At 67.4% G+C, this 26218-nt stretch carries 27 protein-coding genes and 1 tRNA gene; 13 read left to right on the top strand and 15 right to left on the bottom strand.

What is annotated here, in order from left to right:
• Nucleotides 1–179: 179 nt before the first annotated feature.
• Together OHA40_RS07390 and OHA40_RS07395 are read right to left on the bottom strand one after the other, a co-directional pair.
• Nucleotides 180–896: a GAP family protein gene (locus OHA40_RS07390; RefSeq protein WP_330232323.1), complete on the bottom strand. Its 717-nt coding sequence runs from the start codon at nucleotides 894–896 to the stop codon at nucleotides 180–182.
• Nucleotides 897–1453: 557 nt separating this feature from the next.
• Nucleotides 1454–1526, bottom strand: a tRNA-Asn gene (locus tag OHA40_RS07395).
• A gap of 205 nt (nucleotides 1527–1731) precedes the next feature.
• On the opposite strand from OHA40_RS07395, the gene OHA40_RS07400 reads away from it, so the two are divergent.
• Nucleotides 1732–1977, top strand: a complete 246-nt coding sequence (locus tag OHA40_RS07400) for a hypothetical protein (RefSeq protein WP_043688781.1) — start codon at nucleotides 1732–1734, stop codon at nucleotides 1975–1977.
• A gap of 94 nt (nucleotides 1978–2071) precedes the next feature.
• On the opposite strand, the gene dnaG is transcribed toward OHA40_RS07400, so the two are convergent.
• The 4 genes from dnaG to OHA40_RS07420 form a co-directional block, all read right to left on the bottom strand.
• On the bottom strand, nucleotides 2072–3991 hold the full coding sequence (gene dnaG, locus OHA40_RS07405) for a DNA primase (RefSeq protein ID WP_330234079.1): 1920 nt from the start codon (nucleotides 3989–3991) through the stop codon (nucleotides 2072–2074).
• Between the two features lie 133 nt (nucleotides 3992–4124).
• The gene (locus tag OHA40_RS07410; RefSeq protein ID WP_330232324.1) at nucleotides 4125–5384 is read right to left on the bottom strand and encodes a deoxyguanosinetriphosphate triphosphohydrolase; all 1260 of its coding nucleotides are present in this window, start codon (nucleotides 5382–5384) and stop codon (nucleotides 4125–4127) included.
• Nucleotides 5385–5390: 6 nt separating this feature from the next.
• On the bottom strand, nucleotides 5391–6071 hold the full coding sequence (locus tag OHA40_RS07415) for a YdcF family protein (RefSeq protein WP_330234080.1): 681 nt from the start codon (nucleotides 6069–6071) through the stop codon (nucleotides 5391–5393).
• Nucleotides 6072–6217: 146 nt separating this feature from the next.
• Nucleotides 6218–6895 (bottom strand): MBL fold metallo-hydrolase, encoded by a 678-nt coding sequence (locus OHA40_RS07420; RefSeq protein WP_330232325.1) that lies wholly within the window; start codon nucleotides 6893–6895, stop codon nucleotides 6218–6220.
• Between the two features lie 25 nt (nucleotides 6896–6920).
• Here OHA40_RS07420 and OHA40_RS07425 point away from each other — a divergent pair, with 25 nt between their 5' ends.
• Nucleotides 6921–7325 (top strand): hypothetical protein, encoded by a 405-nt coding sequence (locus OHA40_RS07425; protein WP_330232326.1) that lies wholly within the window; start codon nucleotides 6921–6923, stop codon nucleotides 7323–7325.
• Between the two features lie 48 nt (nucleotides 7326–7373).
• The gene (locus OHA40_RS07430; protein ID WP_330232327.1) at nucleotides 7374–8192 is read left to right on the top strand and encodes a MerR family transcriptional regulator; all 819 of its coding nucleotides are present in this window, start codon (nucleotides 7374–7376) and stop codon (nucleotides 8190–8192) included.
• A 46-nt stretch (nucleotides 8193–8238) separates the two neighbouring features.
• On the opposite strand, the gene OHA40_RS07435 is transcribed toward OHA40_RS07430, so the two are convergent.
• Nucleotides 8239–9501: a phthiocerol/phthiodiolone dimycocerosyl transferase family protein gene (locus OHA40_RS07435; RefSeq protein ID WP_330232328.1), complete on the bottom strand. Its 1263-nt coding sequence runs from the start codon at nucleotides 9499–9501 to the stop codon at nucleotides 8239–8241.
• A 66-nt stretch (nucleotides 9502–9567) separates the two neighbouring features.
• Between OHA40_RS07435 and OHA40_RS07440 the strand changes: the two genes are divergently transcribed.
• Nucleotides 9568–10176, top strand: coding sequence for a TenA family protein (locus OHA40_RS07440; RefSeq protein WP_330232329.1), 609 nt, complete (start codon nucleotides 9568–9570; stop codon nucleotides 10174–10176).
• Nucleotides 10177–10336: 160 nt separating this feature from the next.
• On the top strand, nucleotides 10337–10726 hold the full coding sequence (locus tag OHA40_RS07445) for a DUF1707 domain-containing protein (protein ID WP_330232330.1): 390 nt from the start codon (nucleotides 10337–10339) through the stop codon (nucleotides 10724–10726).
• Nucleotides 10727–10775: 49 nt separating this feature from the next.
• On the opposite strand, the gene OHA40_RS07450 is transcribed toward OHA40_RS07445, so the two are convergent.
• Nucleotides 10776–12167 (bottom strand): glycine--tRNA ligase, encoded by a 1392-nt coding sequence (locus tag OHA40_RS07450; RefSeq protein ID WP_330232331.1) that lies wholly within the window; start codon nucleotides 12165–12167, stop codon nucleotides 10776–10778.
• Nucleotides 12168–12357: 190 nt separating this feature from the next.
• Here OHA40_RS07450 and OHA40_RS07455 point away from each other — a divergent pair, with 190 nt between their 5' ends.
• Together OHA40_RS07455 and OHA40_RS07460 are read left to right on the top strand one after the other, a co-directional pair.
• Nucleotides 12358–12708, top strand: coding sequence for an ArsR/SmtB family transcription factor (locus tag OHA40_RS07455; RefSeq protein ID WP_327113936.1), 351 nt, complete (start codon nucleotides 12358–12360; stop codon nucleotides 12706–12708).
• Nucleotides 12709–12711: 3 nt separating this feature from the next.
• Nucleotides 12712–13146: a Fur family transcriptional regulator gene (locus tag OHA40_RS07460; RefSeq protein WP_330232332.1), complete on the top strand. Its 435-nt coding sequence runs from the start codon at nucleotides 12712–12714 to the stop codon at nucleotides 13144–13146.
• 287 nt (nucleotides 13147–13433) lie between these two features.
• Here OHA40_RS07460 and OHA40_RS07465 read toward each other — a convergent pair whose 3' ends face one another.
• Nucleotides 13434–14405, bottom strand: a complete 972-nt coding sequence (locus OHA40_RS07465) for a hypothetical protein (protein ID WP_330232333.1) — start codon at nucleotides 14403–14405, stop codon at nucleotides 13434–13436.
• A 101-nt stretch (nucleotides 14406–14506) separates the two neighbouring features.
• Here OHA40_RS07465 and OHA40_RS07470 point away from each other — a divergent pair, with 101 nt between their 5' ends.
• Nucleotides 14507–15133, top strand: coding sequence for a TetR/AcrR family transcriptional regulator (locus OHA40_RS07470; RefSeq protein WP_330232334.1), 627 nt, complete (start codon nucleotides 14507–14509; stop codon nucleotides 15131–15133).
• Between the two features lie 10 nt (nucleotides 15134–15143).
• Here the strand turns inward: OHA40_RS07470 and OHA40_RS07475 are convergent, their stop codons facing one another.
• Nucleotides 15144–15554, bottom strand: coding sequence for a YbjN domain-containing protein (locus OHA40_RS07475; RefSeq protein ID WP_330232335.1), 411 nt, complete (start codon nucleotides 15552–15554; stop codon nucleotides 15144–15146).
• 14 nt (nucleotides 15555–15568) lie between these two features.
• Nucleotides 15569–16387, bottom strand: coding sequence for an isoprenyl transferase (locus OHA40_RS07480; protein WP_330232336.1), 819 nt, complete (start codon nucleotides 16385–16387; stop codon nucleotides 15569–15571).
• A 121-nt stretch (nucleotides 16388–16508) separates the two neighbouring features.
• On the opposite strand from OHA40_RS07480, the gene OHA40_RS07485 reads away from it, so the two are divergent.
• Nucleotides 16509–16889, top strand: a complete 381-nt coding sequence (locus OHA40_RS07485; RefSeq protein ID WP_330232337.1) for an Aca2/YdiL-like domain-containing protein — start codon at nucleotides 16509–16511, stop codon at nucleotides 16887–16889.
• 378 nt (nucleotides 16890–17267) lie between these two features.
• Here the strand turns inward: OHA40_RS07485 and recO are convergent, their stop codons facing one another.
• The 3 genes from recO to OHA40_RS07500 all read right to left on the bottom strand — a co-directional run bounded on the left by recO (nucleotide 17268) and on the right by OHA40_RS07500 (nucleotide 19977).
• Nucleotides 17268–18095: a DNA repair protein RecO gene (recO, locus tag OHA40_RS07490; protein WP_330232338.1), complete on the bottom strand. Its 828-nt coding sequence runs from the start codon at nucleotides 18093–18095 to the stop codon at nucleotides 17268–17270.
• A gap of 423 nt (nucleotides 18096–18518) precedes the next feature.
• On the bottom strand, nucleotides 18519–19124 hold the full coding sequence (locus OHA40_RS07495; protein ID WP_330232339.1) for a TetR/AcrR family transcriptional regulator: 606 nt from the start codon (nucleotides 19122–19124) through the stop codon (nucleotides 18519–18521).
• Nucleotides 19111–19977 carry an alpha/beta fold hydrolase gene (locus OHA40_RS07500; RefSeq protein ID WP_330232340.1) on the bottom strand — a complete coding sequence of 289 codons (867 nt, stop codon included), beginning with the start codon at nucleotides 19975–19977 and terminating at the stop codon, nucleotides 19111–19113. Before OHA40_RS07500 ends, OHA40_RS07495 begins: the two co-directional genes overlap by 14 nt.
• A gap of 149 nt (nucleotides 19978–20126) precedes the next feature.
• On the opposite strand from OHA40_RS07500, the gene OHA40_RS07505 reads away from it, so the two are divergent.
• The gene (locus tag OHA40_RS07505) at nucleotides 20127–21557 is read left to right on the top strand and encodes an amidase (protein ID WP_330232341.1); all 1431 of its coding nucleotides are present in this window, start codon (nucleotides 20127–20129) and stop codon (nucleotides 21555–21557) included.
• Between the two features lie 142 nt (nucleotides 21558–21699).
• Here the strand turns inward: OHA40_RS07505 and OHA40_RS07510 are convergent, their stop codons facing one another.
• Complete coding sequence (locus OHA40_RS07510) at nucleotides 21700–22725, bottom strand: AraC family transcriptional regulator (protein ID WP_330232342.1); 1026 nt, start codon at nucleotides 22723–22725, stop codon at nucleotides 21700–21702.
• A 279-nt stretch (nucleotides 22726–23004) separates the two neighbouring features.
• Here OHA40_RS07510 and OHA40_RS07515 point away from each other — a divergent pair, with 279 nt between their 5' ends.
• From OHA40_RS07515 to OHA40_RS07525, 3 genes are all read left to right on the top strand, one after another.
• The gene (locus OHA40_RS07515; RefSeq protein WP_330232343.1) at nucleotides 23005–24207 is read left to right on the top strand and encodes a hypothetical protein; all 1203 of its coding nucleotides are present in this window, start codon (nucleotides 23005–23007) and stop codon (nucleotides 24205–24207) included.
• Nucleotides 24208–24346: 139 nt separating this feature from the next.
• Nucleotides 24347–25609: a cytochrome P450 gene (locus OHA40_RS07520; protein WP_330232344.1), complete on the top strand. Its 1263-nt coding sequence runs from the start codon at nucleotides 24347–24349 to the stop codon at nucleotides 25607–25609.
• Nucleotides 25610–25956: 347 nt separating this feature from the next.
• Entirely contained in the window at nucleotides 25957–26208 is a 252-nt protein-coding gene (locus OHA40_RS07525) for a hypothetical protein (protein ID WP_330232345.1), read from the top strand.
• Nucleotides 26209–26218: the final 10 nt, after the last annotated feature.

Genomic DNA, 26218 nt, shown 5'->3' on the forward strand with positions numbered 1-26218 from the left:
GCCCGACAAAGCCCCGTCAGAATTCGCGACCAAAGCCGATCTGTTCAAAGCGTGTCAGCGATTTCGTCCAGAGAAGTTGGTCATCTGCCATCGAAGTCGGCCCATGTGGTCGTGGCTGCCGCCAGGCGATCCGCATTCGGCGGTAGATCGCGGTAGATCGCAACGTCGGGTGGGCTCTGTCATGGTCGCTCGAGAATGAGTACGGCAACGGCGTTGAGGGAGATGCCGATGCCGATGCCACCGACGGTCCAGCCGAGTGTCTTCGCAGAATTCCTGGTGAGCCAATCGTTGACGCGCCGCAATATCGGGTCCACCCGCTGATGGGCCGCGAGCCGCGCGGCCGCGAGCGCGAGGGCAGGCAGGATCATGACGACGCAGTATGCGGCGAGGGTCGATCCGGTCAGTTGCCAGCCGAGATCGGCGTGGACGATCAGGCCGACGGCGGCGAGGTAAGGCAGCATGGTGGCAACCTCGAGCGCGACGGCCAGGAGTGCGAGCTGCACCAGTCCTCGCGAACTGCCGCTGCCGGACATGGCTTTTTCTCGCCAGCGCTGGATCTTGCCCGGAGTACCTGCCTGCCGTGCGGCTCTGGCCTCGAGCCGGTAGCTCCATGCGATAACGAGGAGACCGAGGATCAACTGCCCGATCCGCAACGGAACGGGCGGAAGGCTCGCCGTACCGGTGCGCATCGCGGCCAGCGCGGCGTCGGCACCGAGAACCAAGACAACTCCGACACCGAAGTAGCACACCGCCACGGTCGCGAGATAGACCACGATCCGGCTCGCCTGCAGCCGACCTGGCGACAAGAGCAGCCAGATCGGAATCAGCAGCGTCCCGAAGCTGGTGCTGTCGATCAGGCCGAGACCGGTCAACGCAGCGGCGATCGTGGCAGTCATCGGCACTCCAATCTGGGAAACGACACAACGACCGATGGTGTCGCGGCGGGGCGGCGCGCCGCATCAGGCAAAGGGAGGATCGCTGGTTGCGCGTCCAGGGAATCGGGCTGCCTACGGGGATGTATGCCGTCGAGTCGTCAATCCTGCGAAAGAAGGACGTGTGGCAGGGACTGAGCCGGCGACACACGCCACCGCAACTTCACGGAACGCCCTGCATCGCCGCCCACGCCAGCCAACCCGGTCACCGGTCGGCCTGCGAATCCTCCAACCCGGATTGCGCGCCCCCCGCAAACGCTGATTCGGGCCGACTCCACTGGCAGAAGACCGGATTCGTTCTGCCACGCAGAATGGCCCACCACTGGTCAGCGCGTCTCAGCGTTTCGAGTAGATCCAGGTGGGCGCTCGACGGCGTTCTGGCCACCACCGCAAATGCTCGAGAAGCACCCTTCACCGCGACACTGGGACGCCTCGCTGGTTGAAACGTGTCGTTCCGTGTAGTTGAAGGCCCAAAAAAAGACAAAACCAGGGTCGAACTGGTACGTTCGCCCTGGTCGCAGCTCCCCCATCTGGACTCGAACCAGAAACCTGCCGATTAACAGTCGGCTGCTCTGCCAATTGAGCTATAGGGGATTGTCCTCGGCGTGTCCGGTGGCTACCGGGCGGGCCGAGGAGAAACTTTAGCGTATCGCTGGGCAGGAGCCCAAATCGCGTCGCTACCTGCTGACTTGTCCCCCGACGGCGGGGGGCGCCGACAGCGGGTATCCGGATCGACAGGGGTGTGGAGCGTCGGGCAGGATGGTAGCGGCGAATCGGCAACTGGGAGGAGCACATCGAGATGCTGCGGTTGATCATCGGCGTTGCGGCCGGGTACGTACTCGGCAGCAAAGCCGGGCGGGCTCGCTATGAGCAGATCAGCGCGGCGACCCGTGCGCTGACCGAGAGCCCGGTGACCCGCAAGCTGGTGCTCGTCGGCAGGCAGAAGCTGGCGGACAAGCTCAGCACCCGCCCGCGCCTGGAGCCGATGGAGCCGCTCGACGAGCGGACCACCGTCCTGGTGCCGCACGACCAGTTGCGCCGCTGACCACGGCCGATCAGGCAGGCCACGCGCTTCGCAGCGCGGATTCTCACCCGCGTAGCTCGGATGATGTGCGCGGAATCACGCCACCGCGCGGACCCTACGCTCCGGTGGCGAAGTCGCCGTGGCTGCCCATCGCCTGGGTGAGCAAGCTCTTGCGATATTGCTCGAGCGCGACGAGGTCGCCGAAGAGGGCGAAATAGGCGTCCGGCTGTTCGGTCGAGGACACCCGCTGCAACTTGGACTTGAGTTCGGCGATCTGCCTGCCGACCCAGGCCTCCTGGGCGCGCGCCAGCACACCGGCGATGAAACGCGGGATGTCCGCCTCCGACTTCACCGGCAGCGGCTCGGTGGCCAGCTCCGACAGCAGCGCGCGCACGGTCAGGTCGTCGGTGCGGTCCGCGACGGCATTGACCCACTCGGCGCCGCCGAGCCCGGCCGCCGTACCGCCCGCCGCGGCGATCAGCGTGCGAATGACCGCGTAGGCGGGATGGGTGAAGGCTTCGGACTCGAGCGCGTCGAAACCGGCTCCAGCCATAGCGGGGTATTGGAGGCCCGCCGCCAGCACCTGTCGTTGCGGCAGGAGCGTCGGATCGTTCGGATTGGGCCGTGCCGCAGGATGTTCGGCGACAACCTCGCGCGGCGCCGGCGCGCGACCGACCCCGGGCCGCCCGCCGCCGTTGCGATGCCGCTTGGCCTCCTCGCCGACGCGGCGCACGACGGTCTGGATGTCGTCCCAGCCGACCCAGCCGGCCAGTTTGGTGGCATAAGCCTTGCGCAGCGCGTTGTCCTTGATCTGTGCGACCACCGGTACCGCACGGCGCAGCGCCTCCACCTGCCCTTCGGCGGTATCCAGGTTGTGATCGGCCAGCAGTCCGCGAATCACGAACTCGTACAGCGGAATTCGACGCGCGACCAAGTCGCGCACGGCGCCGTCGCCGGAGTGCTGCCGCAGTTCACACGGGTCCTGCCCATCCGGCGCGATCGCGATGTAGGTCTGCCCCGCCAGTTTCTGGTCGCCCGAAAAGGCCTTCAGCGCCGCCGCCTGGCCTGCGGCGTCGCCATCGAAGGTGTAGATGATCTCGCCGCGCCAGAAATTGTCGTCCATCATCAGACGGCGCAACAGGGCGAGGTGCTCGTCGCCGAAGGCGGTGCCGCAGGATGCGACGGCGGTTTTCACACCGGCCAGGTGCATCGCCATGACATCGGTGTAGCCCTCGACCACGACGGCCTGGTGGCCCTTGGCGATCTCGCGCTTGGCATGGTCGAGACCGAAGAGAACCTGAGACTTCTTGTACAGCAACGTCTCCGGAGTGTTGATGTACTTGCCCGGCATCGTGTCGTCGTCGAAGAGCTTGCGCGCGCCGAATCCGATGACGTCGCCGCCGAGGTTGCGGATCGGCCACAGCAGACGCCGGTGGAAGCGGTCGATCGGGCCGCGCTGACCCTGGCGGGACAGTCCGGCGCCCTCCAGCTCCTTGACGTCGAACCCCTTACGCAGCAGGTGCTTGGTGAGGGTGTCCCACCCGGCGGGGGCGTAGCCGCAGCCGAACTGCTGGGCGGCCGCCGCGTCGAAGTTGCGATCGGTGAGGTATTTGCGCGCGGCCTCGGCCCCTGGCTCGCGCAGCTGGGCAATGTAGAACTCGTTCGCCGCCGCATTGGCCGCGACCAGCCGGGCGCGGGTGCCGCGATCGCGCTGCACCGAGGTGCCGCCGCCCTCGTAGTTGATCCGGTAGCCGATGCGATCGGCCAGCTGCTCGACCGCCTCGACGAATCCGACGTGCTCGATCTTCTGCAGGAAGGCGAATACGTCGCCGCCCTCGCCGCAGCCGAAGCAGTGGAACAGGCCGTGGTTGGGCCGCACGTGGAACGACGGCGACTTCTCGTCGTGGAACGGGCACAGGCCCTTCATGGAATCAGCGCCCGCACGTTTCAGCGCGACATACTCCCCCACCACGTCTTCGATCCGGACGCGTTCGCGTATTGCCGCGATATCGCGATCAGGAAGTCGTCCGGCCACGGCAGAGAGTCTAGGCGAACCCGGCGGCGACGCGCCCGCGCGGCTCGTCTCACCGGGCGGCTTCCTCGCCTTGTTCGGCACGGCGCGGACCGGGACACACCGGTAGCGAACGAACTCGATCCGGGGTGCCCGGTCAGGCACTCAGATCGATGGCGACACGCTCCAGGCGGCTTTCGGTATACGAGGCGATCTGATCGACGATGACGCGCACGCGGGCGGCGTCGTCGGTGGCGGCATCCCAGAACGGCAGTAGGGCCGGATCGAGACCGTGCGGGGCGGTGGCCAGCAGCCGGTCGGCCACCGCGAGGATGCGTTCGCGTTGGGCGGCCTGCCGCAGGCGGTGCGCCGGATCGGACATCACGTAGCGCAGCGCGACCGTCTTCAGCAACGCGACCTCGGCCGCGACGATGCGCGGGACCTCCAGGTCGGCGGCGTACCGGGACAGCGGCTGTGGCCCCGCCACCGCCCTGGTCGCCATGATCGCCGCCGTGGCGAAGCGGCCGACCAGCTCGCTGGTGAGGCGTTTCAGTGCGACCGAGGCGGCGAACGTGCCGTCATACCCGGACGCCGCCGCGACCACCGGTAGTTCCGACAGCCGTTGCGCCGCGGCGATCAGCTCGTCGGCCGCCAGCGAGTGCTGGAATTGGCCGAGCGCCGCCAGCGCGTCCTGTTCGGCGGGATCGGCCAGCGCGCGCAGGTCGATGCGACCGGCGAGCACGCCGTCCTCGACGTCGTGCACGGAGTAGGCGACGTCGTCGGACCAGTCCATGATCTGGCATTCCAGGCTGCGCCGCCGGTCCGGCGCGCCCTTGCGGATCCACTCCAGACGCTCGGCGTCGACCTCGTACGCGCCGAATTTCGTGCCGGGACCCGTTCGGCCCCAGGGATATTTGAGCGCCGCGTCCAATGCTGCGCGGGTGAGGTTGAGGCCCGCGCTGGTGGCGTCAGGCTCGAGCACCTTGGGTTCGAGGCGGGTGAGGATGCGCAGGTTCTGCGCGTTTCCTTCGAACCCGCCGTAAGCGTCGGCAAAGGTGTCCAGCGCCATCTCACCGTTGTGGCCGTAGGGCGGGTGGCCGATGTCGTGGGCGAGACCGGCCAGGTCGACCAGGTCGGGATCGCAGCCGAGGCCGTCGGCGATGCTGCGTCCGATCTGGGCGACTTCGATCGAATGGGTCAGCCGGGTGCGCGGGGTGTCGCCATCGCGCGGGCCCATGACCTGCGTTTTGTCGGCCAATCTACGCAGGGCGGCGGAGTGCAGCACGCGGGCGCGGTCGCGGGCGAACTCGGTGCGATGACCGGTCTCGAACTCACTGCGCGGCGGGCCGAGGCCCGCGGTCTTGGCGCCCTCGACGACAAGGCGTTCCCGGTCGTGCTCGGTGTATCGGCCGCTCATCGAATCTCACTGTCCCGCCGTGTAGCTGAAGTCCGCCGAGAAGTGGGTGAATTGATACCACAGCAGCGCGCCGGTCTCCCTCGCGATGCCGTGCGCCTGTGATTCGCGGGTGTAGACGGCCGGACCGGTCCTGGTCGGCGCGGTCCACGCGGCCAAGCCCTCGTCGCGAGCCATGGTGCGGGTGCGCAGCGAATGCCACGGATCGCTGACCAGCACCGCCGAGGACATGTCCCGCGCACGCATCGCCGTCGCGACCGCCTCGACGCTCCGTAGCGTGTCCGACCCGGTTTCGACAGCAAGGATCTTGTCGCTCGGCACGCCGCGCGCCTGCAGATAGTTCTTGCCCGAGGCGGCTTCGGTGAACAGATCGCCTTCTTGCTTGCCGCCAACGGTGATCACACGTGGCGCGACACCGGCCCGAAAGAGCCGGTACGCCCGGTCGAGCCGCGCTTCGAACACCGAGGACGGCGTACCGGAATATTGTGCGGCGCCGAGCACGACGATCGCGTCGGCATTCGTGTAATCGTCGATGCGCGCGACCTGCCATACGCGAAACGCGGTTCCGCCGACCAGCACCGCCGCCATCACAACCGACCCGACGATCAGTCGCCGCGCCCAGCGCAGCGACCCCGCACCGAAGCCGCGCGGCCGTGCCGGATCGGGAGCCGCAGCGGCTCGGGTGCGCATCGTTGGCAAATCCACTCCCCAAGTCTGCCAGGAGCGGTGCCGAACCCTCGCCCGGCTGACGCCGCCCGTGCCGGACCCCGCCACGGCTCGCCGACTTCGCGCCCAGCTCGAACGGCGATCACGCCTTCGCCGTCGGTCAGCCGGAACTACCAGCCTCGGGCTCGCCACTCGGAGAGGTGGGGGCGTTCGGTTCCGAGGGTGGTGTCGTCGCCGTGGCCGGGATAGACCACGGCGTCGTCGGGGTAGCGGTCGAACAGTTTGGTTGTGACGTCGGTGTAGAGGGAGGTGAAGTCCTCCGGGGAGGTGGTGCGGCCGACGCCGCCGGGGAACAGGGAGTCGCCGGTGAACAGGTGGGTGCGATCGGCGCCGTCGGTGAGGGCGAGGGTGATCGAGCCCGGGGTGTGGCCGCGCAGATGGATGACCTCGAAGGCCAAGTCGCCGATCCGGACGGTGTCGCCGTCGGCGAGCAGCCGATCAGGGCGGGTCGGAAGCGAATCGGCGTCCAGCGGATGGGCCGCGGTCGGGGCGCCGGTGGCGGCGATGGTCTCCTGCAGCGCCATCCAGTGGTCGCGGTGCTGGTGCGTGGTGACGATCAGCTGGACTTGCCCCGGCGTCTCCTGTTCGACGAGCGCGGCGATGCGGGGCGCCTCGTTGGCGGCGTCGATGAGCACAGCGGCGCCGGTGTCGGCGCACTGCACCACGTAGCAGTTGTTGTCCATGTGGCCGACGGACATCTTGACGATGCGGGCGCCGGGGACGTCGCGCTGCTGCGGGTTCGAGTCCGGCGACACGTGGCCGGTGTAGGGGCGATCGATGGTGATCACGAAACGATGCTAGCGGGCTAGATTCGTGCCATGGCACTGCCGCCGCGGAATCGCCGCCGACTACATCACCACTCGCCGCGGCGGTATCGATGCCGAGGCCCGCACTCGGCTGTCGGAGGCACAGCGCCATCTCGACGAGGCACAGCGGTCGGCGTCGAGCGACCCGACGCAGGCCCTCCAGCACGCGCAGGCGGCGGCGGATCTGGGCGGGCGCGCACTGCAAGCGGCCCAGACGAGCGTGCGGGCGTGGGAGAGCAGCCGGGCTCCGTCCGGCAGCGGTCGAGCCGGGGCGGTACTCGGCGGCATACTGCTGGAAGCGCTGCTGCGCGGGGCAGCAGGCGGCGCACGACACTCCGGAGGCGGGTGGAGCGCGGGCTCGTACGGCGGCTCCACCGGCTCTAGGCGGATCGGCCGCGGCGGAAGATTCTGACCGCGACTTGACCCTGACACCGCGTGAGGCCATAGACCAGGACCTGTCATGTTCAGTATCGGAGATTTCGCCAGACACGGACGGGTGTCGGTGCGCATGCTGCGCCACTACGACGCGATCGGGCTGCTTCGGCCGGATCGGGTCGACGCCACCAGCGGCTATCGCTACTACGAGGCGGGGCAGCTGGCCCGGCTCAATCGCATCGTCGCTCTGAAAGATCTCGGCTTCACCCTCGAACAAGTGCGCCGGATCCTGGACGAGCGGTTGGGCGGTGCGGAGCTGCGCGGCATGCTCATGCTCCGTCGCGCCGAGCTCGAGCAGCGCATTACGGGCGACCGCGCCCGGCTGGTCCAGGTCGAGACGAGACTTCGCATCATCGAGAAGGAGGGCGCTATGCCTGCCCACGATGTAGTGATCAAATCCGTCCCCGCCGTTCGGGTAGCGGAATTGACCGGCATCGCAGACGATTTCGAGCCCGAATCGATCGGTCCGGTGATCGGCCCGCTGTTCGACGACCTGTGCGAGCGCCTGGAACGCGCGGAGGTCACGCCGGCCGGCGCCGGCATCGCCTACTACGAGGAACGCGGCGACGGCACCGTACTCGTCCACGCCGCGATGCAGGTCGACCTCGACCCGGCCGGCGAGCATGATTTCGCGGTGGTGGACCTGCCCGCGATCGGCCGGGTCGCGACCGTCGTGCACCGCGGCAGCATGGATCTGGTGCTGGAACCCTGGCAGGCGCTGGCGCGCTGGATCGACGAGAACGGCTACCGCATCGTCGGTCCCAGCCGCGAAGTGACCTTGGTCTACACCGAGGACACGGCGGGCTGGGTCACCGAGCTGCAGGAGCCCATCCAGCCGAAATAGGGCTCGACGGCGGCGATCCGGTTACCGACCGACCACGCCCAGCCGCTCAGCGGGCGCAGACCGCGGACAACGCGGTCAGCTCGGAACGCACCGCCGCGAGCAGACCGTCGGCGTGCGCGCCACCGCCGAGCACACCGACGGTCAGCTCGCGCGCGAAGGTGTAGACGAGAAATGTGACCGCGGCCGAGGCACCCGCCGAGGGGCGGGGGTGGGCGGACAGATAGACGATCTCGTAGTCCGTCAGTTCGATGGTGGGCGGTATGCGGAACGCGGGGACGACGCCGGTGTTGGTCACGGCGATATGCCCGGCCAGGGAGTGAATTCTGCTCGCGCCGTAGAAATCCGGGAAATGCAGAACGGACTGCTGCACAACGCCTTCGGACAGATCGTGCGCCAGCCGTGCCGAAATGCGCTGGGCCAGTTCGATAAGACTCGCGTCGGGATCCACCCGCGTGGCGAACGAGGCCGGCCCGGCCATGTTGGTACCAGCCGAAGCAGCGATCTGCGGTCGCATACGCGTGCGCAGATCCACGGGATACAGGCAACCCAGCCGCATCGCTCCGCCCGCGGTCTCGCGCGCGTACGCGCGCAGCAGTGCGGCGGTGAGCAGGCCGTTGACCGTCGCGCCCGCCGTGCGGCCGAGCCCCACGATCCGTGCGGTGGCCTCCGCGTCCAGCCGCACGCGCCGTGGGCGTGTAAGCGTGCTCGGCGTGGGCTGCGCGCTGTCGGCAAGCAGGTCCCTCGCCTCCGATGGGAGTGGCTTGGTCACGTCCTCGAACCCGGACGTCGCGGCCGCAGCGATGCCGCGCGCCGCGGCGTACCACTCCAGAGACTGCGGAATATCTTGCGGCACAACATTTATCGGCACCTGCTCGACGATGTCGGTATAGTACGCCCACAGTCGCGCCAGCAGTTCGACGCAATGGCCCGCGTCGGCGACGCTGTGGTGGACGAACAGCGTGACACGCCAGCGGTCCGCGCCCGAGCCGACGACGTCCAGATACGCCACCTGGGCCGCCGGGTCCACTACCGGGATGCCGACCTCCGCCACGTCACCCTCGCGCACCGACGCCGGGGTCCATGCCCGCTCGTCCGGATGCAGCAGATATCCCTGCCCCACAGCGTCTTCCACGATGCGGCAACCCACCACCGGATAGGCGCTCCGCAGCGTCGCGAACGCCTCCCGCAGCGCCGCGGCGTCGAGCGCTCCCCGCACCGATACCGACCGGCCCGTGTAGGTGCCGTGCCGCACGAACCGCTGCTCCGACGGATCCAACACCCGAACCAGACCGTCCTCATCCCGCAACACCACGCAAGGGTGCGGCACCGTCGGCGCAGGCGCAAACCGACCGGGCGGATGCGGAAGACTGCCGGTATGAGTCTCGCCGCACACCTCGAGGACATCGGCCTGCCGTCGGTCGAGCAGCAGCTCGCCCACCCCACCGTGGTGGGTATCGCCGACGGCACCCTGCCCGAACCGATCTTCCGGTCCTGGCTGGAGCAGGACTATCTGTTCCTGCTCGACTACGTCCGGGTGTTCGCCCGCCTCGCCTGGCAGGCCCCGGCCAGCCATCTGGGCGACCTGGTCGACCTCGCGCACGCCACCTACCACGAGGAGCTGTCGCTGCACCGCTCGCTGGCCGCCGAGTTCGGCGCCGATCTCGACGGTGCCGTCAAAGGCGCACCGTGCGTGGCGTATACGGCGTTCCTCCTGGATTCCGCCGCGTCCTATGGCGAGGGCCTCGCCGCCCTCTACCCGTGTATGTGGGGGTACTCCACGCTCGGGGCGCGGCTGGCCCAGAACCCGCCCACCGAGCCGCGCTATCGCCGCTGGGTCGACACCTATGCCGATCCGGGATTCGCCGCACTCACCCGTCGCTGCGCGCAGATGATCGACGAGTCCGGCGCCGACCCGGCGCGGGCGGAAGAACTATTCCGGGAAGGGATGCGACACGAGCTCGCGTTCTGGGACGTTCCGCGCTGAACGCTTCGCCGCCGCCTGCGCTCACCGGCACAGTCAACGGCCTCGTCCACCACAAGCACATCGGCGAGGCCGTGCACCACGACCGCTACGACACGGCGGACTCGCATTGTCACTGACCGATCGTTGCGCGCGCCGGAGGCCACCGACCTAGGCTGACACTGTGAGTCAGGAGCACGTGCGGGCGTCCGACGCCGATCGCGAGAAGATCGTCGACCAACTGCGTAATGCGATGAACGAGGGCAGGCTGTCCCTGCACGAGTTCGACGAACGACTGCAGCGGGTGTATGCCGCCAAGACCTACGGCGAACTCACACCACTGCTGTCCGATCTTCCCGCGCAACGGAATTCGCGCCCGGCGCAGGCCAGGGGCATCCCGCAGTGGGTCACGATCATGTGGATTCCGTGGGTGTTCGTCAATGTGCTGTGCGTGGCGATCTACCTGGCCACCGGCGCCGGTTACTTCTGGCCGTTCTGGGTGGCCGCGCCATGGGGTGCCGCGCTGTTGATTCCGACCACGATCGGACTCATCGTGCGCAAGAACGGTACCTGAACGACAACGCCCCCTGGCCGATGGCGGCCACGGGGCGATGCGACGGAACTCAGGCGCCGATCAGGTGCTGGGCCAAGTAGCCCTCGACCTTGTCGAGCGCGATGCGCTCCTGGGTCATGGAGTCGCGCTCGCGGATGGTCACCGCCTGATCGTCGAGCGTCTCGAAGTCGACGGTGACGCAGAACGGCGTGCCGATCTCGTCTTGACGACGGTAACGGCGACCGATGGCACCGGCGTCGTCGAATTCGACATTCCAGTTCTTGCGCAGCCGCGCGGCGAGGTCTTTCGCCTTCGGCGTCAGATCGGCGTTGCGCGACAGCGGGAGCACCGCCGCCTTCACCGGGGCGAGACGGCGATCGAGGCGCAACACCGTCCGGGTGTCCACCCCGCCCTTGGCGTTCGGCGCCTCGTCCTCGGCGTAGGCGTCGACCAGGAACGCCATCAGCGACCGGGTGAGGCCCGCCGCAGGCTCGATGACGTACGGGATGTAGCGCTCGTTGGTGGTCTGGTCGAAGAAGCTCAGCTCGGTGCCGGAGTGCTCGGAGTGCGTCTTCAGGTCGAAGTCGGTGCGGTTGGCGATGCCCTCCAGCTCACCCCACTCGTTGCCCTGGAAGCCGAAGCGGTACTCGATGTCGGTGGTGCCCGCCGAATAGTGCGAGAGCTTGTCCTTCGGATGCACGAACAGCCGCAGGTTCTCGGGGGTGATGCCGAGGTCGGTGTACCAGGAGAACCGGGTCTCGATCCAGTACTTGTACCACTCCTCGTCCTCGCCGGGCTTGACGAAGTACTCCATCTCCATCTGCTCGAACTCGCGGGTGCGGAAGATGAAGTTGCCCGGGGTGATCTCGTTGCGGAAGCTCTTGCCGATCTGCGCGATACCGAACGGCGGCTTCTTGCGCGCGGTGGTCATCACGTTGGCGAAGTTCACGAAGATGCCCTGCGCCGTCTCCGGGCGCAGGTAGTGCAGGCCCTCGTCGGACTCGATCGGGCCGAGGAAGGTCCTGAGCATCATGTTGAAGTCGCGCGGCTCGGTCCAGCGGCCGACGGTGCCGCAATTCGGGCAGGCGACGAGTTCCATCGAGACCGCGTCCGGGTCATCGAGCTTGTTCTTCAGCGCGTACGCCTCCTGCAGGTGGTCCTGCCGGAAACGGTGGTGACAGTGCAGGCATTCGACCAGCGGGTCGTTGAACACGCCGACGTGGCCGGAGGCGACCCACACCTGGCGTGGCAGGATCACCGAGGAGTCGAGGCCGACGACGTCCTCGCGGCTGGTGACCATGGCGCGCCACCACTGCTTCTTGATGTTCTCCTTGAGCTCGACGCCCAGCGGACCGTAGTCCCATGCCGACTTGGTGCCTCCGTAGATCTCACCGCACGGGTACACCAGACCCCGGCGCTTGGCGAGGTTGGCAACGGTGTCCACCTTCGACTTGGGTGCCACGCGAGAATTCTCCATCCACTGCGAGTCGGATTGTTGCGTATACGCGACAGTGTTGCGTACAAGCTGCGATTGCGCCCAGCCTATCGGCACTGCGACAGCCGGTTTCAACCGCACGGTCCCGCGCGTCCGTTTGACATGCGCACCTGTGCATATGCAAACTGGTAATGCTTTCCATTAAGGAGTTGGTGACATGACTGCCGAGACCGCCGCGGCGCCGCCGCACAACCCATATCGGTCGCCCGGCCCGGCGCCGGTTCCCGCGCGGACCGTCCTGGAGGACGCGGGTGAGTTGCTGCGGGCGCTGGCAGCGCCGGTTCGTATTGCTATCGTGCTGCAGTTGCGCGAGTCGCCGCGCTGTGTGCACGAATTGGTCGACGCGCTCGGTGTCACCCAACCGTTGGTCAGCCAGCATCTGCGTATCCTCAAGTCCGCTGGCGTCGTGCACGGTGAGCGGTCGGGTCGCGAGGTGCTCTACGAACTCGTCGACGACCATCTGGCGCACATCGTCGTCGACGCCGTCGCACACGCCGAGGAAGGGTGATCCGTGCCAGAGAATACGGCCGCTCCGCAGAAACCGGTCGGCATCCGCAGCACCAGGCAGCGCAGCGCCATCGCCGCGCTGCTCGGGGACATCGATGAATTCCGCTCTGCCCAGGACCTACACGACGAGCTGCGCAAACGTGGCGAGGGCATCGGCCTGACCACGGTCTACCGGACGCTGCAGTCGCTGGCCGACGCGGGCATGGTGGACGTGCTGCGCACCGACTCGGGCGAATCGGTCTACCGCCAATGCTCCACCGGGCACCACCACCATCTGGTGTGCCGCCACTGCGGCCACACCGTCGAGGTGGAGGGCCCGACGGTCGAGGCGTGGGCCGAGGCGATCGCGTGCGAGCACGGCTTCACCGAGATCAGCCACACCCTGGAAGTGTTCGGCACCTGCACGTCCTGCGACAAGGCGCACCGACGCAACGGGTAACCGACCCGTGCTCCGATATCCCGGTTGACGACGCCGGGAGCCGGATCCAGGCTCCCGGCTGCCCACCTCACCACCCGCGGCGATGAGGATTGCCTCCGGTCTGGCTCCGAGCGCCTGAGGGTCACGCGTGGTCCCGCCCGCGCGGCACGCCATTTCCGCAGACAAGCGACCCGGCACCGGGTCGCAAATGGGCGGCGGGGTCTCGGCGACCTTCGCACCGTCCTGCGCTGACGGAAGAGGGCCGCCTCGGATGAGATACGGCCGCTCCGTCCGTCTCGGTCAGCGAGTCAGCCCACGGGAACTGGATTCCGCGCTGACTCCCGCGTCTCGGCGGAACGACCGCGCAGCGCGCCGACGCCGAGCAGTGCGAGTGCGACCGCGCCCCAGACCAGCAGCACCGCGAGCGGACCAGCGGCGGCGGCGCCGTCGAAGAACGCGACCGAGCGCAGCAGCGAGCCGGCCGCGCCGGGCGGCAGCAGCTGGCCGATCGCGCCCCACGGCTGCGGCAGCAGCTCCGGCGCCGATGTGGCCGCGGAGAACGGGTTGCCGATCAGCAACATGGTGAGCGCGGCGATGCCGATACCCGCGGGGCCGAACACGGTGGCGAACCCGACCACCGAACCGGCGACCGCGAACGAGACCAGCCCGGCGACGGAGGCGAGCACCAGGTAGGACCCGGGCACCACCGACATCCAGCCCTGAATGATCGCCATACTCAGCAGGCCACCCGCGAGACCGAAGGTGACCAGCCCGATCAGTTTGCCGCCAACCGCTGGGATCAGCAGCGCGAGCAGCACACCCGCCGCGATGCCGGACATCACCAGCGGCAGCACCATCGCGCCGAACGCGGTGCCGCGTGGGTCGTCCGAGTCGGCCGGCACCACGTCTTCCACGCGGGCGGCGGGCGCGCCGGAGAGTTGCTGCCCGATCTGGGTCAGCTGCTGCGCGACGGCGGAACTCGCGCCGGAGGCGATCAGCACGCGCGGCGGGCCGTCGCCGGTGACGATCGCGCCGTAGACCTCCCGGTCCTCGATCGCGGCGCGAGCGGCTGCCTCGTCCACAGCGGTGGTGATCTCGAAGGCCTCCGGACTGTGCTGGGCGAGTTTGTCGACGACCACTCCGGCTTGCGGGCCGGTGACCGCCAGCGGCAGGTCGCGGGGGGCGATATTCGCGGCGGGCCAGGCGAACGCGATCAGCATCAACGCCTGGAGCAGAGCGGTGCCGAGGCCGAGAGCGAACGCCCGCTGCATGGTATTCATGACGTTCTCCCATAAATCGGATGATCGTTCTTTTAGCTGATTTCAAGGTCGCACGAGGGCGCGAAGTTGTCAAGAACGGATATTCGTTTTACTTTGGTGGCATGCCCCGAGTCAGCGAAGAGCACCTGGAACGCCGCAGGCGGCAGATTCTGGACGCCGCGCGGAAGTGCTTCGCCCGCAAGGGGTTCCACGAGACCTCCATGCAGGACGTGTTCGCGGAGTCGGGCCTGTCGGCCGGTGCGGTCTACCGCTACTTCAAAAGCAAAGACGAGCTGATCACCGCCCTGGCCACACAGACGACGGTGTCGCTGCGCGTGGCGATGGACCAGGCGATCAGCCGCGACCAACTCCCCACGCCCGCCGAACTGATCACCACGATCGCCGAGGAGGTCGTGCGGCGCAGCGGACCCGACGGGCCGGTGCGGCTCGCGCCGCAGGCTTGGGCGCTGGCCCTGGTGAATCCCGCGGCAGCCGTCATGGTCCGCGAGACGATGCTCGCGATGCGCGCGATGTGGGTCACTTACGTGGAGCGCATGTGCGAGCAGGGCTGGCTACCAGAGGACACCGACGTCGATGCCGTGGCCAAGGCGATCATCGGGCTGCTGCCCGGGTTCATCCTCCAGCACCTCATCCTCGGCGACCTGGATCCGGAGACGCTGGCGCGCGGCGTGCGCACGCTGCTCCCCTACGGCGAAACCGCCGCCACGACAGCAGGCGAAAGCAGCTGAGTCCCGAAGCTCAGGGCAACAGACCCTGCCTGGCGCGGCTCGCATTGGACAGCACGAGCAGCAGCATCGTGGTCAGGGCCTGGTCGTCCAGGCCCGCGGCGGGGAAGGTGTAGCGCAGGATGACGTCGGCGAGTTTGCCGTGGCCGATCACGGTGAGCGAGCCGAACTGCAGCGCATTGTTGCGCTCGGCGACGCGTTTGTGCAGCTGCGGTTGCAGCGGACGATCCCAGGCCAGCACGCAGGTCAGGGTCAGCACGTCCAGGCCGGGCGCGAGATTCACCGCACGCAGCGAGCACAGCGCGCCCTCGTACTCGAATCCGAGCGACCCTTCGGCGTCGACGCGCACGCCGATGCCATAACTCGACAAGCATGCCCCGGCACGCGCCTGTAGTTCCCGCTCGGGGGTCACCGCTGCGCCCATGTCCGCGCCGCCGTTCACTTGATGCCGCCGAAACGGCGATCACGCGACGCGTACTCGACGCAGGCGTCCCATAGATTGCGCCGATCGAAATCCGGAAACAGCGTGTGCTGGTACACGTATTCGGCGTACGCCGCCTGCCAGATGAGGAAGTTGGAGCTGCGGAACTCGCCCGACGGACGCAGGAACAGATCCACGTCCGGCATGTCGGGCTCGTCCAGGTACTTCTCCAGCGTCGCCTCGGTGACCTTCTCCGGATCGATCTCCCCCGCCGCCACCCGGCGCGCGATCTCTCTTGCCGCGTCCGCGATTTCGGCGCGGCCGCCGTAGTTGACGCACATGGTGAGGGTCATCACCGTGTTGTTCTTGGTGAGTTCCTCGGCGATCTCCAATTCCTTGATCACGCTGCGCCACAGGCGCGGCCTGCGACCGGCCCAGCGCACGCGCACGCCCATCTCGTTCATCTCGTCGCGGCGGCGGCGGATCACGTCGCGATTGAAGCCCATGAGGAAGCGCACCTCGTCGGGGCTGCGCCGCCAGTTCTCGGTGGAGAAGGCGTAGGCCGACAGCCACTTCACACCGATTTCGATGCAGCCCTCGACGGTGTCCATCAGCACGGCCTCGCCGCGCTCGTGACCCGCGGTGCGCGGCAACCCGCGTTCTTGGGCCCAGCGGCCGTTGCCGTCCATCACCAGCGCGACGTGATCGGGCACCAGTTCCGGCGGCAGCTGCGGCGGCCGAGCTCCCGACGGATGCGGCGAGGGCGGGCGGACGGCGCCCGCGGAGTTCGGCACGGTCGCGGTAGCGGAGGCTCGGCGGAGGATCACGGCCTCCATCCTGCCTGATCGTCACCACCGAACCTACCGCCGCGTTGCTTCTGATGAATTCCTCGGTTCCCAGCGCCCAGGGTGATTTATTCTTGTCCTAATCGTGATACTGGGGAGGGGTTTCTCGTACGTGACGGACTTACCAGGCACCGGAACCGCAGCCGGTTTCCGGTCCACTCGCGAATTACTCGGCCTTCCGGTCCCCTGGTGCGCGCGGTTCTTCGCGGTCGCCGAGCGCACCGTCGAGCGGTGGGAGAAGGGGGCCTTCCAGATCCCCGACATCGTCGCACGCGAACTCGCCGCCATCGCGGACGAGACCGAGCAGGTGGTCGAAGCCATGGTCGAAGCCATCGATGCCGGGGAGATCTCGCCCCGCCTGCACACCTACCGAACCAACGACGACTACACCAGGCACGAGCCGGGCACCCACTACCCGGCCACCTGGCATCGCGCGGTGTGCGCCCGGGTCATGATCGAGCTGCCCCAGGTAGAGCTTCAATTCGTCGAGTAGGCGGCTGCCTCGCCTTCGCTCGGCCCGGCGCGGGCTGAAGACGGACTTCGTCCGACCGCACCTTTTCTGCGGCTGCCTCAGCCTCCGCTCGGCCCGGCGCGGGCTACCGACAGACTTCGTCCGACCGCACCTTTTCTGCGGCTGCCTCAGCCTCCGCTCGGCCCGGCGCGGGCTACCGACAGACTTCGTCCGACCGCACCTTTTCTGCGGCTGCCTCAGCCTCCGCTCGGCCCGGCGCGGGCTACCGACAGACTTCGTCCGACCGCACCTTTTCTGCGGCTGCCTCAGCCTCCGCTCGGCCCGGCGCGGGCTACCGACAGACTTCGTCCGACCGCACCTTTTCTGCGGCTGCCTCGCCTTCGCTCGGCCCGGCGCGGGCTACCGACAGACTTCGTCCGACCGCACCTTTTCTGCGGCTGCCTCGCCTTCGCTCGACCCGGCGCGGGCTACCGACAGACTTCGTCCGGCTGTGTCTTTGGACCGCTCGATCAGCGGCAGAGTGCGCAACTGACGCTCCAGGTGCCATTGCAGATGCGCTGCGACCAGCCCGCTGGCCTGTCTGCGTACCGCATCGGGCACCGTCTCGACGTACTCCCACTCCCCCCGCAGCAGAGCGACCAGTAGGTCCAGCACGCCGGGGGCGGGTGTGGCCGCGCCCGGTGGACGGCAGTGCACACATACCGCGCCACCGGCTGCGACGTGGAAGGCGCGATGCGGACCCGGCGTCGCGCACTTGGCGCATTCGTCCAGCGCGGGCGCCCAGCCCGCGAAACCCATGGCGCGCAACAGGAACGCGTCCAGGATCAGTTCGTGCGGCCGCTGCTTGGCCGCGATCGCGCGCAGGGCGCTCGCGGTGAGCGCGTGCAGCCGTGGCGCGGGCGCGCGCTCCTCACCCGCGAGGCGTTCGGCGGTTTCCAGCACGGCGCACGCGGTGGTGTAGCGCCCGTAGTCGTCGATGATGTCGGCGGCGAACGACTCCATCGTGTGTACCTGGGTGACGGTGTCGAACGTGCGCCCCGGATACAGCTGCACATCGATGTAGGAGAACGGCTCCAACCGGGCCCCGAACCGCGACTTGGTGCGCCGCACCCCCTTGGCGACCGCGCGTACCAGGCCGTGCCGGCGGGTGAGCAGCGTGACGATGCGATCCGCCTCGCCCAGCTTGTGCTGGCGCACCACTACCGCCTCGTCCCGATACAACCGCACGCTGACAGCATAGTTCTGTGTTTGATTTGCAGCGCCTGCGGCGCTGCGTGTTCGCGGCAATGCTAGGTCTCGCTTCGCTCGAAAGTGGGGGTGGGCCGAGTGGTTGTTCGGGTCGGCAACCGTGGCATGAAGGGCGTGCCGCACTTCATCATTAGCGGCTGGGTGCCTGCCTCTGCTGACTTCGTCGCGGACGCGGCGGCCGCTCGGACGCGAGCCGGGCCGCGAACAGGCAATGCTCGCTCTCGCTTCGCTCGAAAGCGGGAGTCGGGCCGATATGGTTGCGGGCAGCGACAACGCGAGACCTCGAAGTTCGCTGCTGAGCGGGGCGTCAGCGGCTGCGCCGCAACGCTGAGCGCGACGCCGACGGCTATCGGTCGGGTCACCAGTTCTCGGTACTCGCCACGTCGGGCGCCGTTGGGTCGATCAGTCGCCGGTGCGGATGAGCCCGGAGATCAGCAGCAGCACCGACTGCTGGGCCTGCGCGCGGGCGGTGTCCGGGTCGTCGGCGTGCGCGACGATCAAGGCGGCCTCGCTGACCACGCTGACGACCAGCTGGGCCAAGACGGTGATCGGAGCCTCGGCGATCAACCCGGCAGCGCGGGCGCGTTCGAGTTGGGCGGTGATCAGGCCCAGGCCGTGGGCCGATTCGAATTCGCGCCAGGCCTGCCAGCCGAGCACCGCGGGGGCATCGGTGAGTGCGATCCGCAACATCGCGGGCCGCTGGCAGATCTCCAGGAACAGGCCGAGGCCCGCCGCCATCCCGGCCATCACATCATCGGAATCGACCGCGCCGATGGCCTTTTCGATTTCCTCGGTGGTCTCGACCTCGATCTGCTCCAGCACCGCCAGGAACAGCCCACGCTTGTCGCCGTAGTGATGGTGCAGCGCGCCCCGGGTGACTCCCGCCTCGGTGACCAGCTCTTCGGCCGAGGTCCCCGCGAAGCCGCGCTCGGTGAACAGGCGGCGTCCGGCCTGCTCGAGCGCGGCTCTGGTTGCGCGAGAGCGGTCTTCCTGGCTACGGCGTGGCATGCAGCCGAGTGAACTCCAGAATCGTTTCGGCGAGCAACTCCGGCTGGTCCTCCGGCAGGAAGGTGTAGGAGTCGTCGATGAGCCGCAGCGTCGTGTTCGGCAGGTCGCGGGCCAGACGTTCGGCGAAGGACACCGGGAACAGGCGTTCTTCGCGCGCCCAGGCCAGCAGCACCGGAACGTCGACGTCGGCGAAGTGCCGCGCGGCGTCCAGCGTGTACCGGCGATGCGCGGATTTCAGGAAGCGGCGCAGGTCTTCCCGGATCGCGGCCGAATGGCGGCTCGGCAGCAGATAGGAGTCGGCGATCTCGGGCGGCAGGGGCCGCTTGGTGACCCAGCCGAAGGCAACCGGCAGGCGGTGCAGTGCCCGGATGCGCATCACCTCGGTCAGCGCGCGGATCGACCCGGGGATCTTCGCCAGCAGCGGAAGCGCGGTGAACGGCTGCGGCAGGAAGCCCTCGTAGCTGTCCACCGAGGCGAGGACGACGCGGCCGATCCTCGAACGGTCGCGAGTCAGCAACACTTGGGTGATCGCTCCCCCGGTGTCGTTGGCCACCACGGTGACGTCGGTGAGGTCGAGCCGCTCGAGAAAAGCGGCGATCAGGTCGGCGACGCCAGCGGGGGTCAGCTCGGCGTCGGGGACCGGGATCTCATGCGAGCCGAGTGGCCAGTCCGGCGCCAGGCAGCGGTATCCGGCGGCGGAGATCACGGGGACCACCTTGCGCCAGAGGTCGGCGTTGACGAGCAGGCCGTGCACGAAGACGACCGGAGCGCCCTCCCCGGTCTCGTGGTAGCGGATGCGGCCGCCGGGCAAGTCCACTTCATGGATGCGGCCGAGTGCTGTGCTGGTTGCCATGGGTCCTCCAGTCGTCGCTGTTCCCGACCACCTTTACATACATACGGTATGTATGTCACCCCTACCCAGGGTGGAATTCGGGGCGTCGATATGGACGATTGACCAAAACGAGAGCTACGTTTACCGAAACACGACGAGACGGAGCTCAGATGACGGTGTCCGATCCGACCCGGCTTCCGCCCGATACGCGCGAGCTGGGACTTGCCGAACTGGCTGCCGCGCTCGCGAGCGGCGCGATCACCTCGACCGCGGCGGTCGGCGGCGCACTCGACCGGATCGAGGCGGCGCAACCCACGCTCAATGCCTTCCGCATCGTTCGCCGCGAACGGGCGCTGGCCGAAGCCGCCGAAGCCGACCGGCGACTGGCCGCCGGGGAACGGCTGCCGCTGCTGGGCGTGCCCATCGCGGTGAAGGATGACACCGACATCGCGGGCGAGCCGACCGCCTTCGGTTGCGGCGGCGACTTCGCGCCGAAAACCGAAGACGCCGAATCGGTTCGGCGCCTCCGCGCGGCGGGCGCGGTGATCGTCGGCAAGACCAACACCTGCGAACTCGGGCAGTTGCCGTTCACCAGCGCCGCCTGGTTCGGGCACACTCGCAATCCGTGGGACCGCACCCGGACGCCCGGCGGATCTTCCGGCGGCTCGTCAGCGGCCGTCGCGGCCGGATTGGTCCCTGCTGCACTGGGTTCCGACGGCGCCGGCTCGATCCGCATTCCGGCCGCCTGGACGAACCTGGTCGGCATCAAGCCGCAGCGCGGGCGGATCTCCACGTGGCCGGAATCCGAGCTGTTCTACGGACTCACCGTCAACGGGCCGCTGGCGCGCACCGTCGCGGACGCGGCGCTGCTGCTGGACTCGGCTGCCGGACCGCACACCGGCGACCTGCACACACCCGCCCCGATCACGGCCTCGGACGCCGTCGGCCGTGACCCGGGACGATTGCGGATCGCGCTCTCGCTGGGAATTCCGTTCACCGCGACCAAGACGGCACTCGACCCCGAGGTCGAGCAAGCGGTCCGGCGCACCGCCGACACCCTGCGCCATCTCGGGCACACGGTGACCATGGCCGACCTGCACTACGGCGTCATGATCGGCGCCTCGTTCCTGCCGCGTTCGCTGGCGGGTATCCGCCAGGTGTACAACCGGATGCCCGGTCTGGAAGTCGACCCGCGCACCACGGCCAACGCCCGGATCGGCCGCGTGCTCGACGGACCGGCCCTCTACGCGGCACGCCGACTGGAACCCTTGCTGCACAAGCGAATCGGCCATTTCTTCCGCGACTACGACGTGGTCCTCGCCCCGACCACCGCGACTCCCCCGCCGCTCGCCGAGGAAATCGACGACATAGGCGTGCTGGCCACGAACAACCTCATCACCGCCGCCTGCCCCTACACCTGGCCCTGGAACGTCCTCGGCTGGCCGAGCGTCAACGTCCCCGCGGGCTTCACCGACTCCGGCCTCCCCGTCGGCGCGCAACTCATGGGCACGGCGAACTCCGAACCCCTCCTGATCTCGCTCGCCGCCCAACTGGAATCCGAGCTGCACTGGGAACGCCAGCGCCCCGCCCCTTGGTGGTGACCCCCGGCATTCGCGGGAAAATTCCGTCGGTTGCACCCGCAAGGCATCGAGAGGCACGAGTGCGTCCTCGACTTCGGTTCACTCCATACGGTGACTCCACCGTTGCCCTACGTTGTCCCGCAGCTTCGTGGCAACTCGATGGTCACCCCCAGTTTCTGGTCCGGGCGAGCGTCATCGATGGCGGCTCGCCATAGCGCTTGGCGTAGTCGCCAGCGAACCGCCCGAGATGGACGATCCCGGCCTGCGCCGCGGCGGAGTTGATGGTGAGGTCAGGATCCGCGGAATTGAGAAGCAGTTGCCTAACGTGCTTCATTCGCTGCTCGCGCAGGTAGCGGGCTGGCGAGACCCCGATGTGCCGGATGAACACGGCGTGCAGATGGCGAGGGCTGAGGTTGACAGCTCGAGCGATGTCGCCGACTGTACGCGGCTCGGCCAGGTGCTCCTTGATCCACGCGCGCGCCTCATCGACGTACCGGCTCGACGGCACTCGCAGGTTACCCCATACGAATTGGGAGCGCAGCCCCATGAGCAGTGCCGAGAAGACGGATGACTCGATGATCGAATGCGAAACCTTCACGTTCTCATCCGGCTCTTCGTCCAGCATTCGGCATACTTCGAGCAGCACGCCACGGACGGCGAGGCCGCCGTCGAGCACACGAGACTCGCTGCCGCCGAGCAATTCGAGCCGTCCGGTCGCGGCGCGCACACCGAACTCGTCGAGGCGCTCGGTGAATGGCTCCGCGTCGAAGGACACACACAGCCCGCCCCTGCCTGGCGCTGGCCGCAGGGTTGTCGGGTGGGCAGCTGAGACGAAGAACGGCTCAACGCCGGTCCACCGTGTGCCGTTGGCATCGACATACATCGGCCCTAGTGGCACTACGGCAACCACCGCGCCGGGCCTCGGATCGGTGGTGATTGCCACGACTTGCGAATAGCTGATCACTGCGAGGCCAAGGCTATTCAGTCGAGTGCCCGAGACAGTCCCCACAATGGGCCCGCGGACGGAGACGTCGTGCCGGTGAGGGGTCGCGGTGGCATTCGTGATGATCCGGGTCAGTTCGCCGATGTCATCCGTCGTGACCAGATGCCGGGAGGCAAGCGGAAAGCTGCGCGGCGGCTTCTCCATATCTGTGGATCTTGATACCACCATATCGCTCCAGCCAAGCACGACAGCGTGGTGAGCGCAATATGGTCGATCGTTCGAAGCTGCTGAGTGAGGGTGCCAGGTAGGACTTATCCATTCTCTGCGCGAGATCCTCCGATTCCTGCGACGTCCAGTTGCATCTGTGGCCCGATGCGAGGCGCGGACCTAGCGTCGCCCATAACGTGGCTGGCAGATAGACGACCACACCGCCCGCAAGCCCAGCGAGGCCGCCGGAGAGGGCGCAAACAGAATCATCGCCCCTCCGGAAGACCTGACCACCGTGCAGCTCTCAGGAGGCTGAGGATGACCGCTACCGATAACCCGATCACACCTACGACCGATATCACCGAGACCCTGGTGTCTCGGATTCACGAGATCGGTCCGCTGCTCCTCGAGGGTGCGGTGACCGCGGACCGCGACCGGCGGCTACCGGATGCCACTGTTGAGGCGCTGCGAGAGACGGGCGTGCGGGAGATCTCGACGCTGCAGAAGTACGGCGGCCATGAGGCGGGCGCTCGGACGCTCTTCGAGGTGGCACGTACGATCGGCTACTACGATCCCGCGGCTGCGTGGCTGACTGTCATCTCGAACGGATCGGTGCTCCTTACCAACCGGTGGCCGGAGGCGGCCGTCAACCGGGTATTCGACGACGGTCCGGTCGGCATGGCATCGGTTTTCGCCAGCCCCCGAGCCTCGATCGTTCGTGATGGCGAGGGCTATCGCGTTAGTGGCAAGTGGCCCTTTGCATCGAACATCCACCACTCGGACTGGGCAATCGGCGGCGCGCCGGTGTTGGAGTCCAATGGAGCGGCACCTACGTTCGGCTTCGCTCTGCTGAGCAGAGAGCAATACAGCATCGAGGACACGTGGTACGTGGTGGGCCTGCGCGGCACCGGGAGCAACACGTTGGTCGTCGAGGATCAGTGGGTACCGGCCGATCAGGTGATTTCTGGCCGGCAACTCTTGGGGCAAGAGCTCGAAGCTGACCCACATGCGACGTTCGGGCTACGCCTTGCGCCGATGACGACAATGATCACCACCCTCACGGCTCCAGCGCTCGGTGCCGCGCAGGCAGCGCTCGACTATGTGACCGAACAGGCCCAGCAACGGGGCATCGCCTACTCCGTCTACGCGAGGCAAATCGATTCCCGCGCTTTCGTAAAGGACCTCTCACATGCGGCACTGAAGCTGGACACCGCGCTCCTGCACCTACGTCGTTCGGCGGATACGGTGGACGCGGCCGCCCACAACGCTCAGCCTCTTCCGGTCGAGCTCCGCGCCCGTTCGCGGGGCGATGTCGGAACAGCCACCCATGAGATCGCCGACGCAGTGAACGATCTCATGTGGGCTCACGGCACCGCCGCGTTTGCAGAGAGCGCTTTGATCAGCCGTTTGTGGCGCGACATCAACACAGCTGTTCGCCACGCTATGCTCGCTGCGAACATCAATTTCGAGGTCTATGGCGGCGCGCTGCTCGGTGTCGACTATGCCATGGAGATGGTGTGAATTCAGCATTTTATGATCGCAGTATCGACCCGCCGGGTTGCGTGTTTGCCTGGATTTCATCACTGATATCCAATCGGCCTCTGCGAGCCGCCACCACGGAGACCGCGCTCGTGGAATTCCTATCCCAGCGTTCGGAGTCATGCATTTGATTACGCCAAAGCCCACGTCCCAACCCTCATACACCGACGCAGGCCGGATTTCACCGGTCGACACAGTGGGCCCCCGAGTTCCGCTGTATACCCACGAGTTCGCCACAGATCCACATCGGATCTACCGAGAGATGCGGAGTCAGTTCGGCTCACTCGTGCCGGTGTACCTGGCTCCCGACGTGCCTGCCACTCTGGTGATCGGCTACCAACACGCCGTGAGGATTCTCAATGATCCCGAACGCTTTCCGGCCGACCCGCGTACTTGGCAGGAGGGCGTTCCGGCCGACTGCCCCATCCTTCCGATGTTGGAGTGGCGGCCGAATGCACTGCGTAGCGCAGGGGTCGAGCACACACGCTACCGGCAGGCCATCGCGGCGAGCATAGCCGAAATAGATTTGCACACCCTCCGTTCCAGCGTAGAGCGCATCACCGTCGCGCTGATCAATAACTTCTGCACTGCCGGTGCTGCGGACCTGCTCGCTGAATACGCATTCCCGCTGGCGTTCGATGTCCTGAACGTTTTGCTCGGTTGCCCGCCGGAACTCGGGCAGCGGGTCGCGACCGGATTGGCCGCGATCTTCGATGGCATCGAGGCCGAAAAGGGCAACATAATACTTGCCGAGGCGCTGCACGAACTGGTCACCCTCAAACGGGTCGAACCCGGGGACGACGTCACCACTCGGCTACTGCAGCACCCGGCCGGGCTCGATGACACGGAGATGGTCCACCAGTTGGTGATCCTCTACGGCGGCGGGATCGAACCGCCGCAGAATCTGATCGCCAACACGCTGCTGGTGATTCTTACTGACGAGCGATTTGCAGGCAACGTAATCGGTGGAGCCCAGTCGACACGCGATGCCCTCGACGAAGTGTTGTTCAGCGACCCGCCGATGGCGAACCACTGCATCACCTACCCTCGCCAACCGATTCTGCTCGATGGAGTTTGGTTGCCTGCACACCAACCGGTCGTCATCAGCATGTCCGGCTGCAACAACGACCCCGCGATCAGCGCGGGCGAATATGCAGGTAACCGATCGCATTTGGCATGGAGTATCGGTCCACACGCTTGCCCGGCCAGGTCCGCGGCATACGTGATCGTTCAGGAAGCCATCGACCAACTGCTGGACGCACTCCCGGAGTTGAGCCTCGCCATGCCGGCCGACGAGCTGACGTGGCGGCCGGGGCCTTTCCACCGCGCTCTGACGGCCCTACCGGTCGCCTTCCCGAAGTCCCCACCACTGCACACGTTCTGAGTCCAGTGTTCCTAGTTCGTGGGGTAGCCAGGCGGTGGGGTCGGTGCGCAACAACTCGGCTACGAACCGACAATCCCGCTGAACTACTGGACTTGCCGAACACCGCCTGGCCTGTCGAGAGTAACCAGCATGCCTGCGCCGGTCATCGCCGCCGCACTGTCGCTCGCACCGCAGGACACTGGTCTCACCCCTCCGTGGACTTTCAGCAACAGACATACGCCCGCATCGGCATGAGAGCGCATTCGGAGGCAAGGCGGTTCACGGTTGAACCGGACCAGTCGGGTCAGCATTTTCCCGGGTCGGCCACAGCGACAGCTATTTTCAGCGCGTGTGGTAGAGATGGTCGCATGGTTACCGCGCACACGCCGCCACAGATCCCCCAGTGTGAGTTGTGTGGCGGCCCCCAGGTCGGCAATCTCCGCCTGGTCAGCCAGTACCACGTCGGCATACACCCGAATTTTCGCACCCTATGGGCAAAGCCGCTGTCGGCATTGAACGCTGTCATGTGCCTGCGCTGTGGACATACGATGCTCTTCGCCGCCGAGCTCGCGAAGGTCCGGGAGGAGGCCGAGAAGCATCCGGAGCGGTTCACCTGGTGATCATCACCAA

The organism is Nocardia sp. NBC_00508 (genome assembly GCF_036346875.1).
In the GTDB taxonomy this organism is placed as follows: Bacteria; Actinomycetota; Actinomycetes; order Mycobacteriales; family Mycobacteriaceae; genus Nocardia.

What these genes read in the sequence shown, in the direction of transcription:
- OHA40_RS07390 (WP_330232323.1), bottom strand. Translation starts at nt 896, where the DNA reads ATGACTGCCACGATCGCCGCTGCGTTGACCGGTCTCGGCCTGATCGAC.
- OHA40_RS07400 (WP_043688781.1), top strand. Translation starts at nt 1,732, where the DNA reads ATGCTGCGGTTGATCATCGGCGTTGCGGCCGGGTACGTACTCGGCAGC.
- OHA40_RS07410 (WP_330232324.1), bottom strand. Translation starts at nt 5,384, where the DNA reads ATGAGCGGCCGATACACCGAGCACGACCGGGAACGCCTTGTCGTCGAG.
- OHA40_RS07415 (WP_330234080.1), bottom strand. Translation starts at nt 6,071, where the DNA reads ATGCGCACCCGAGCCGCTGCGGCTCCCGATCCGGCACGGCCGCGCGGC.
- OHA40_RS07430 (WP_330232327.1), top strand. Translation starts at nt 7,374, where the DNA reads ATGTTCAGTATCGGAGATTTCGCCAGACACGGACGGGTGTCGGTGCGC.
- OHA40_RS07440 (WP_330232329.1), top strand. Translation starts at nt 9,568, where the DNA reads ATGAGTCTCGCCGCACACCTCGAGGACATCGGCCTGCCGTCGGTCGAG.
- OHA40_RS07455 (WP_327113936.1), top strand. Translation starts at nt 12,358, where the DNA reads ATGACTGCCGAGACCGCCGCGGCGCCGCCGCACAACCCATATCGGTCG.
- OHA40_RS07465 (WP_330232333.1), bottom strand. Translation starts at nt 14,405, where the DNA reads ATGAATACCATGCAGCGGGCGTTCGCTCTCGGCCTCGGCACCGCTCTG.
- OHA40_RS07470 (WP_330232334.1), top strand. Translation starts at nt 14,507, where the DNA reads ATGCCCCGAGTCAGCGAAGAGCACCTGGAACGCCGCAGGCGGCAGATT.
- OHA40_RS07475 (WP_330232335.1), bottom strand. Translation starts at nt 15,554, where the DNA reads ATGGGCGCAGCGGTGACCCCCGAGCGGGAACTACAGGCGCGTGCCGGG.
- OHA40_RS07480 (WP_330232336.1), bottom strand. Translation starts at nt 16,387, where the DNA reads ATGGAGGCCGTGATCCTCCGCCGAGCCTCCGCTACCGCGACCGTGCCG.
- OHA40_RS07495 (WP_330232339.1), bottom strand. Translation starts at nt 19,124, where the DNA reads ATGCCACGCCGTAGCCAGGAAGACCGCTCTCGCGCAACCAGAGCCGCG.
- OHA40_RS07500 (WP_330232340.1), bottom strand. Translation starts at nt 19,977, where the DNA reads ATGGCAACCAGCACAGCACTCGGCCGCATCCATGAAGTGGACTTGCCC.
- OHA40_RS07505 (WP_330232341.1), top strand. Translation starts at nt 20,127, where the DNA reads ATGACGGTGTCCGATCCGACCCGGCTTCCGCCCGATACGCGCGAGCTG.
- OHA40_RS07515 (WP_330232343.1), top strand. Translation starts at nt 23,005, where the DNA reads ATGACCGCTACCGATAACCCGATCACACCTACGACCGATATCACCGAG.
- OHA40_RS07520 (WP_330232344.1), top strand. Translation starts at nt 24,347, where the DNA reads ATGCATTTGATTACGCCAAAGCCCACGTCCCAACCCTCATACACCGAC.
- OHA40_RS07525 (WP_330232345.1), top strand. Translation starts at nt 25,957, where the DNA reads ATGGTTACCGCGCACACGCCGCCACAGATCCCCCAGTGTGAGTTGTGT.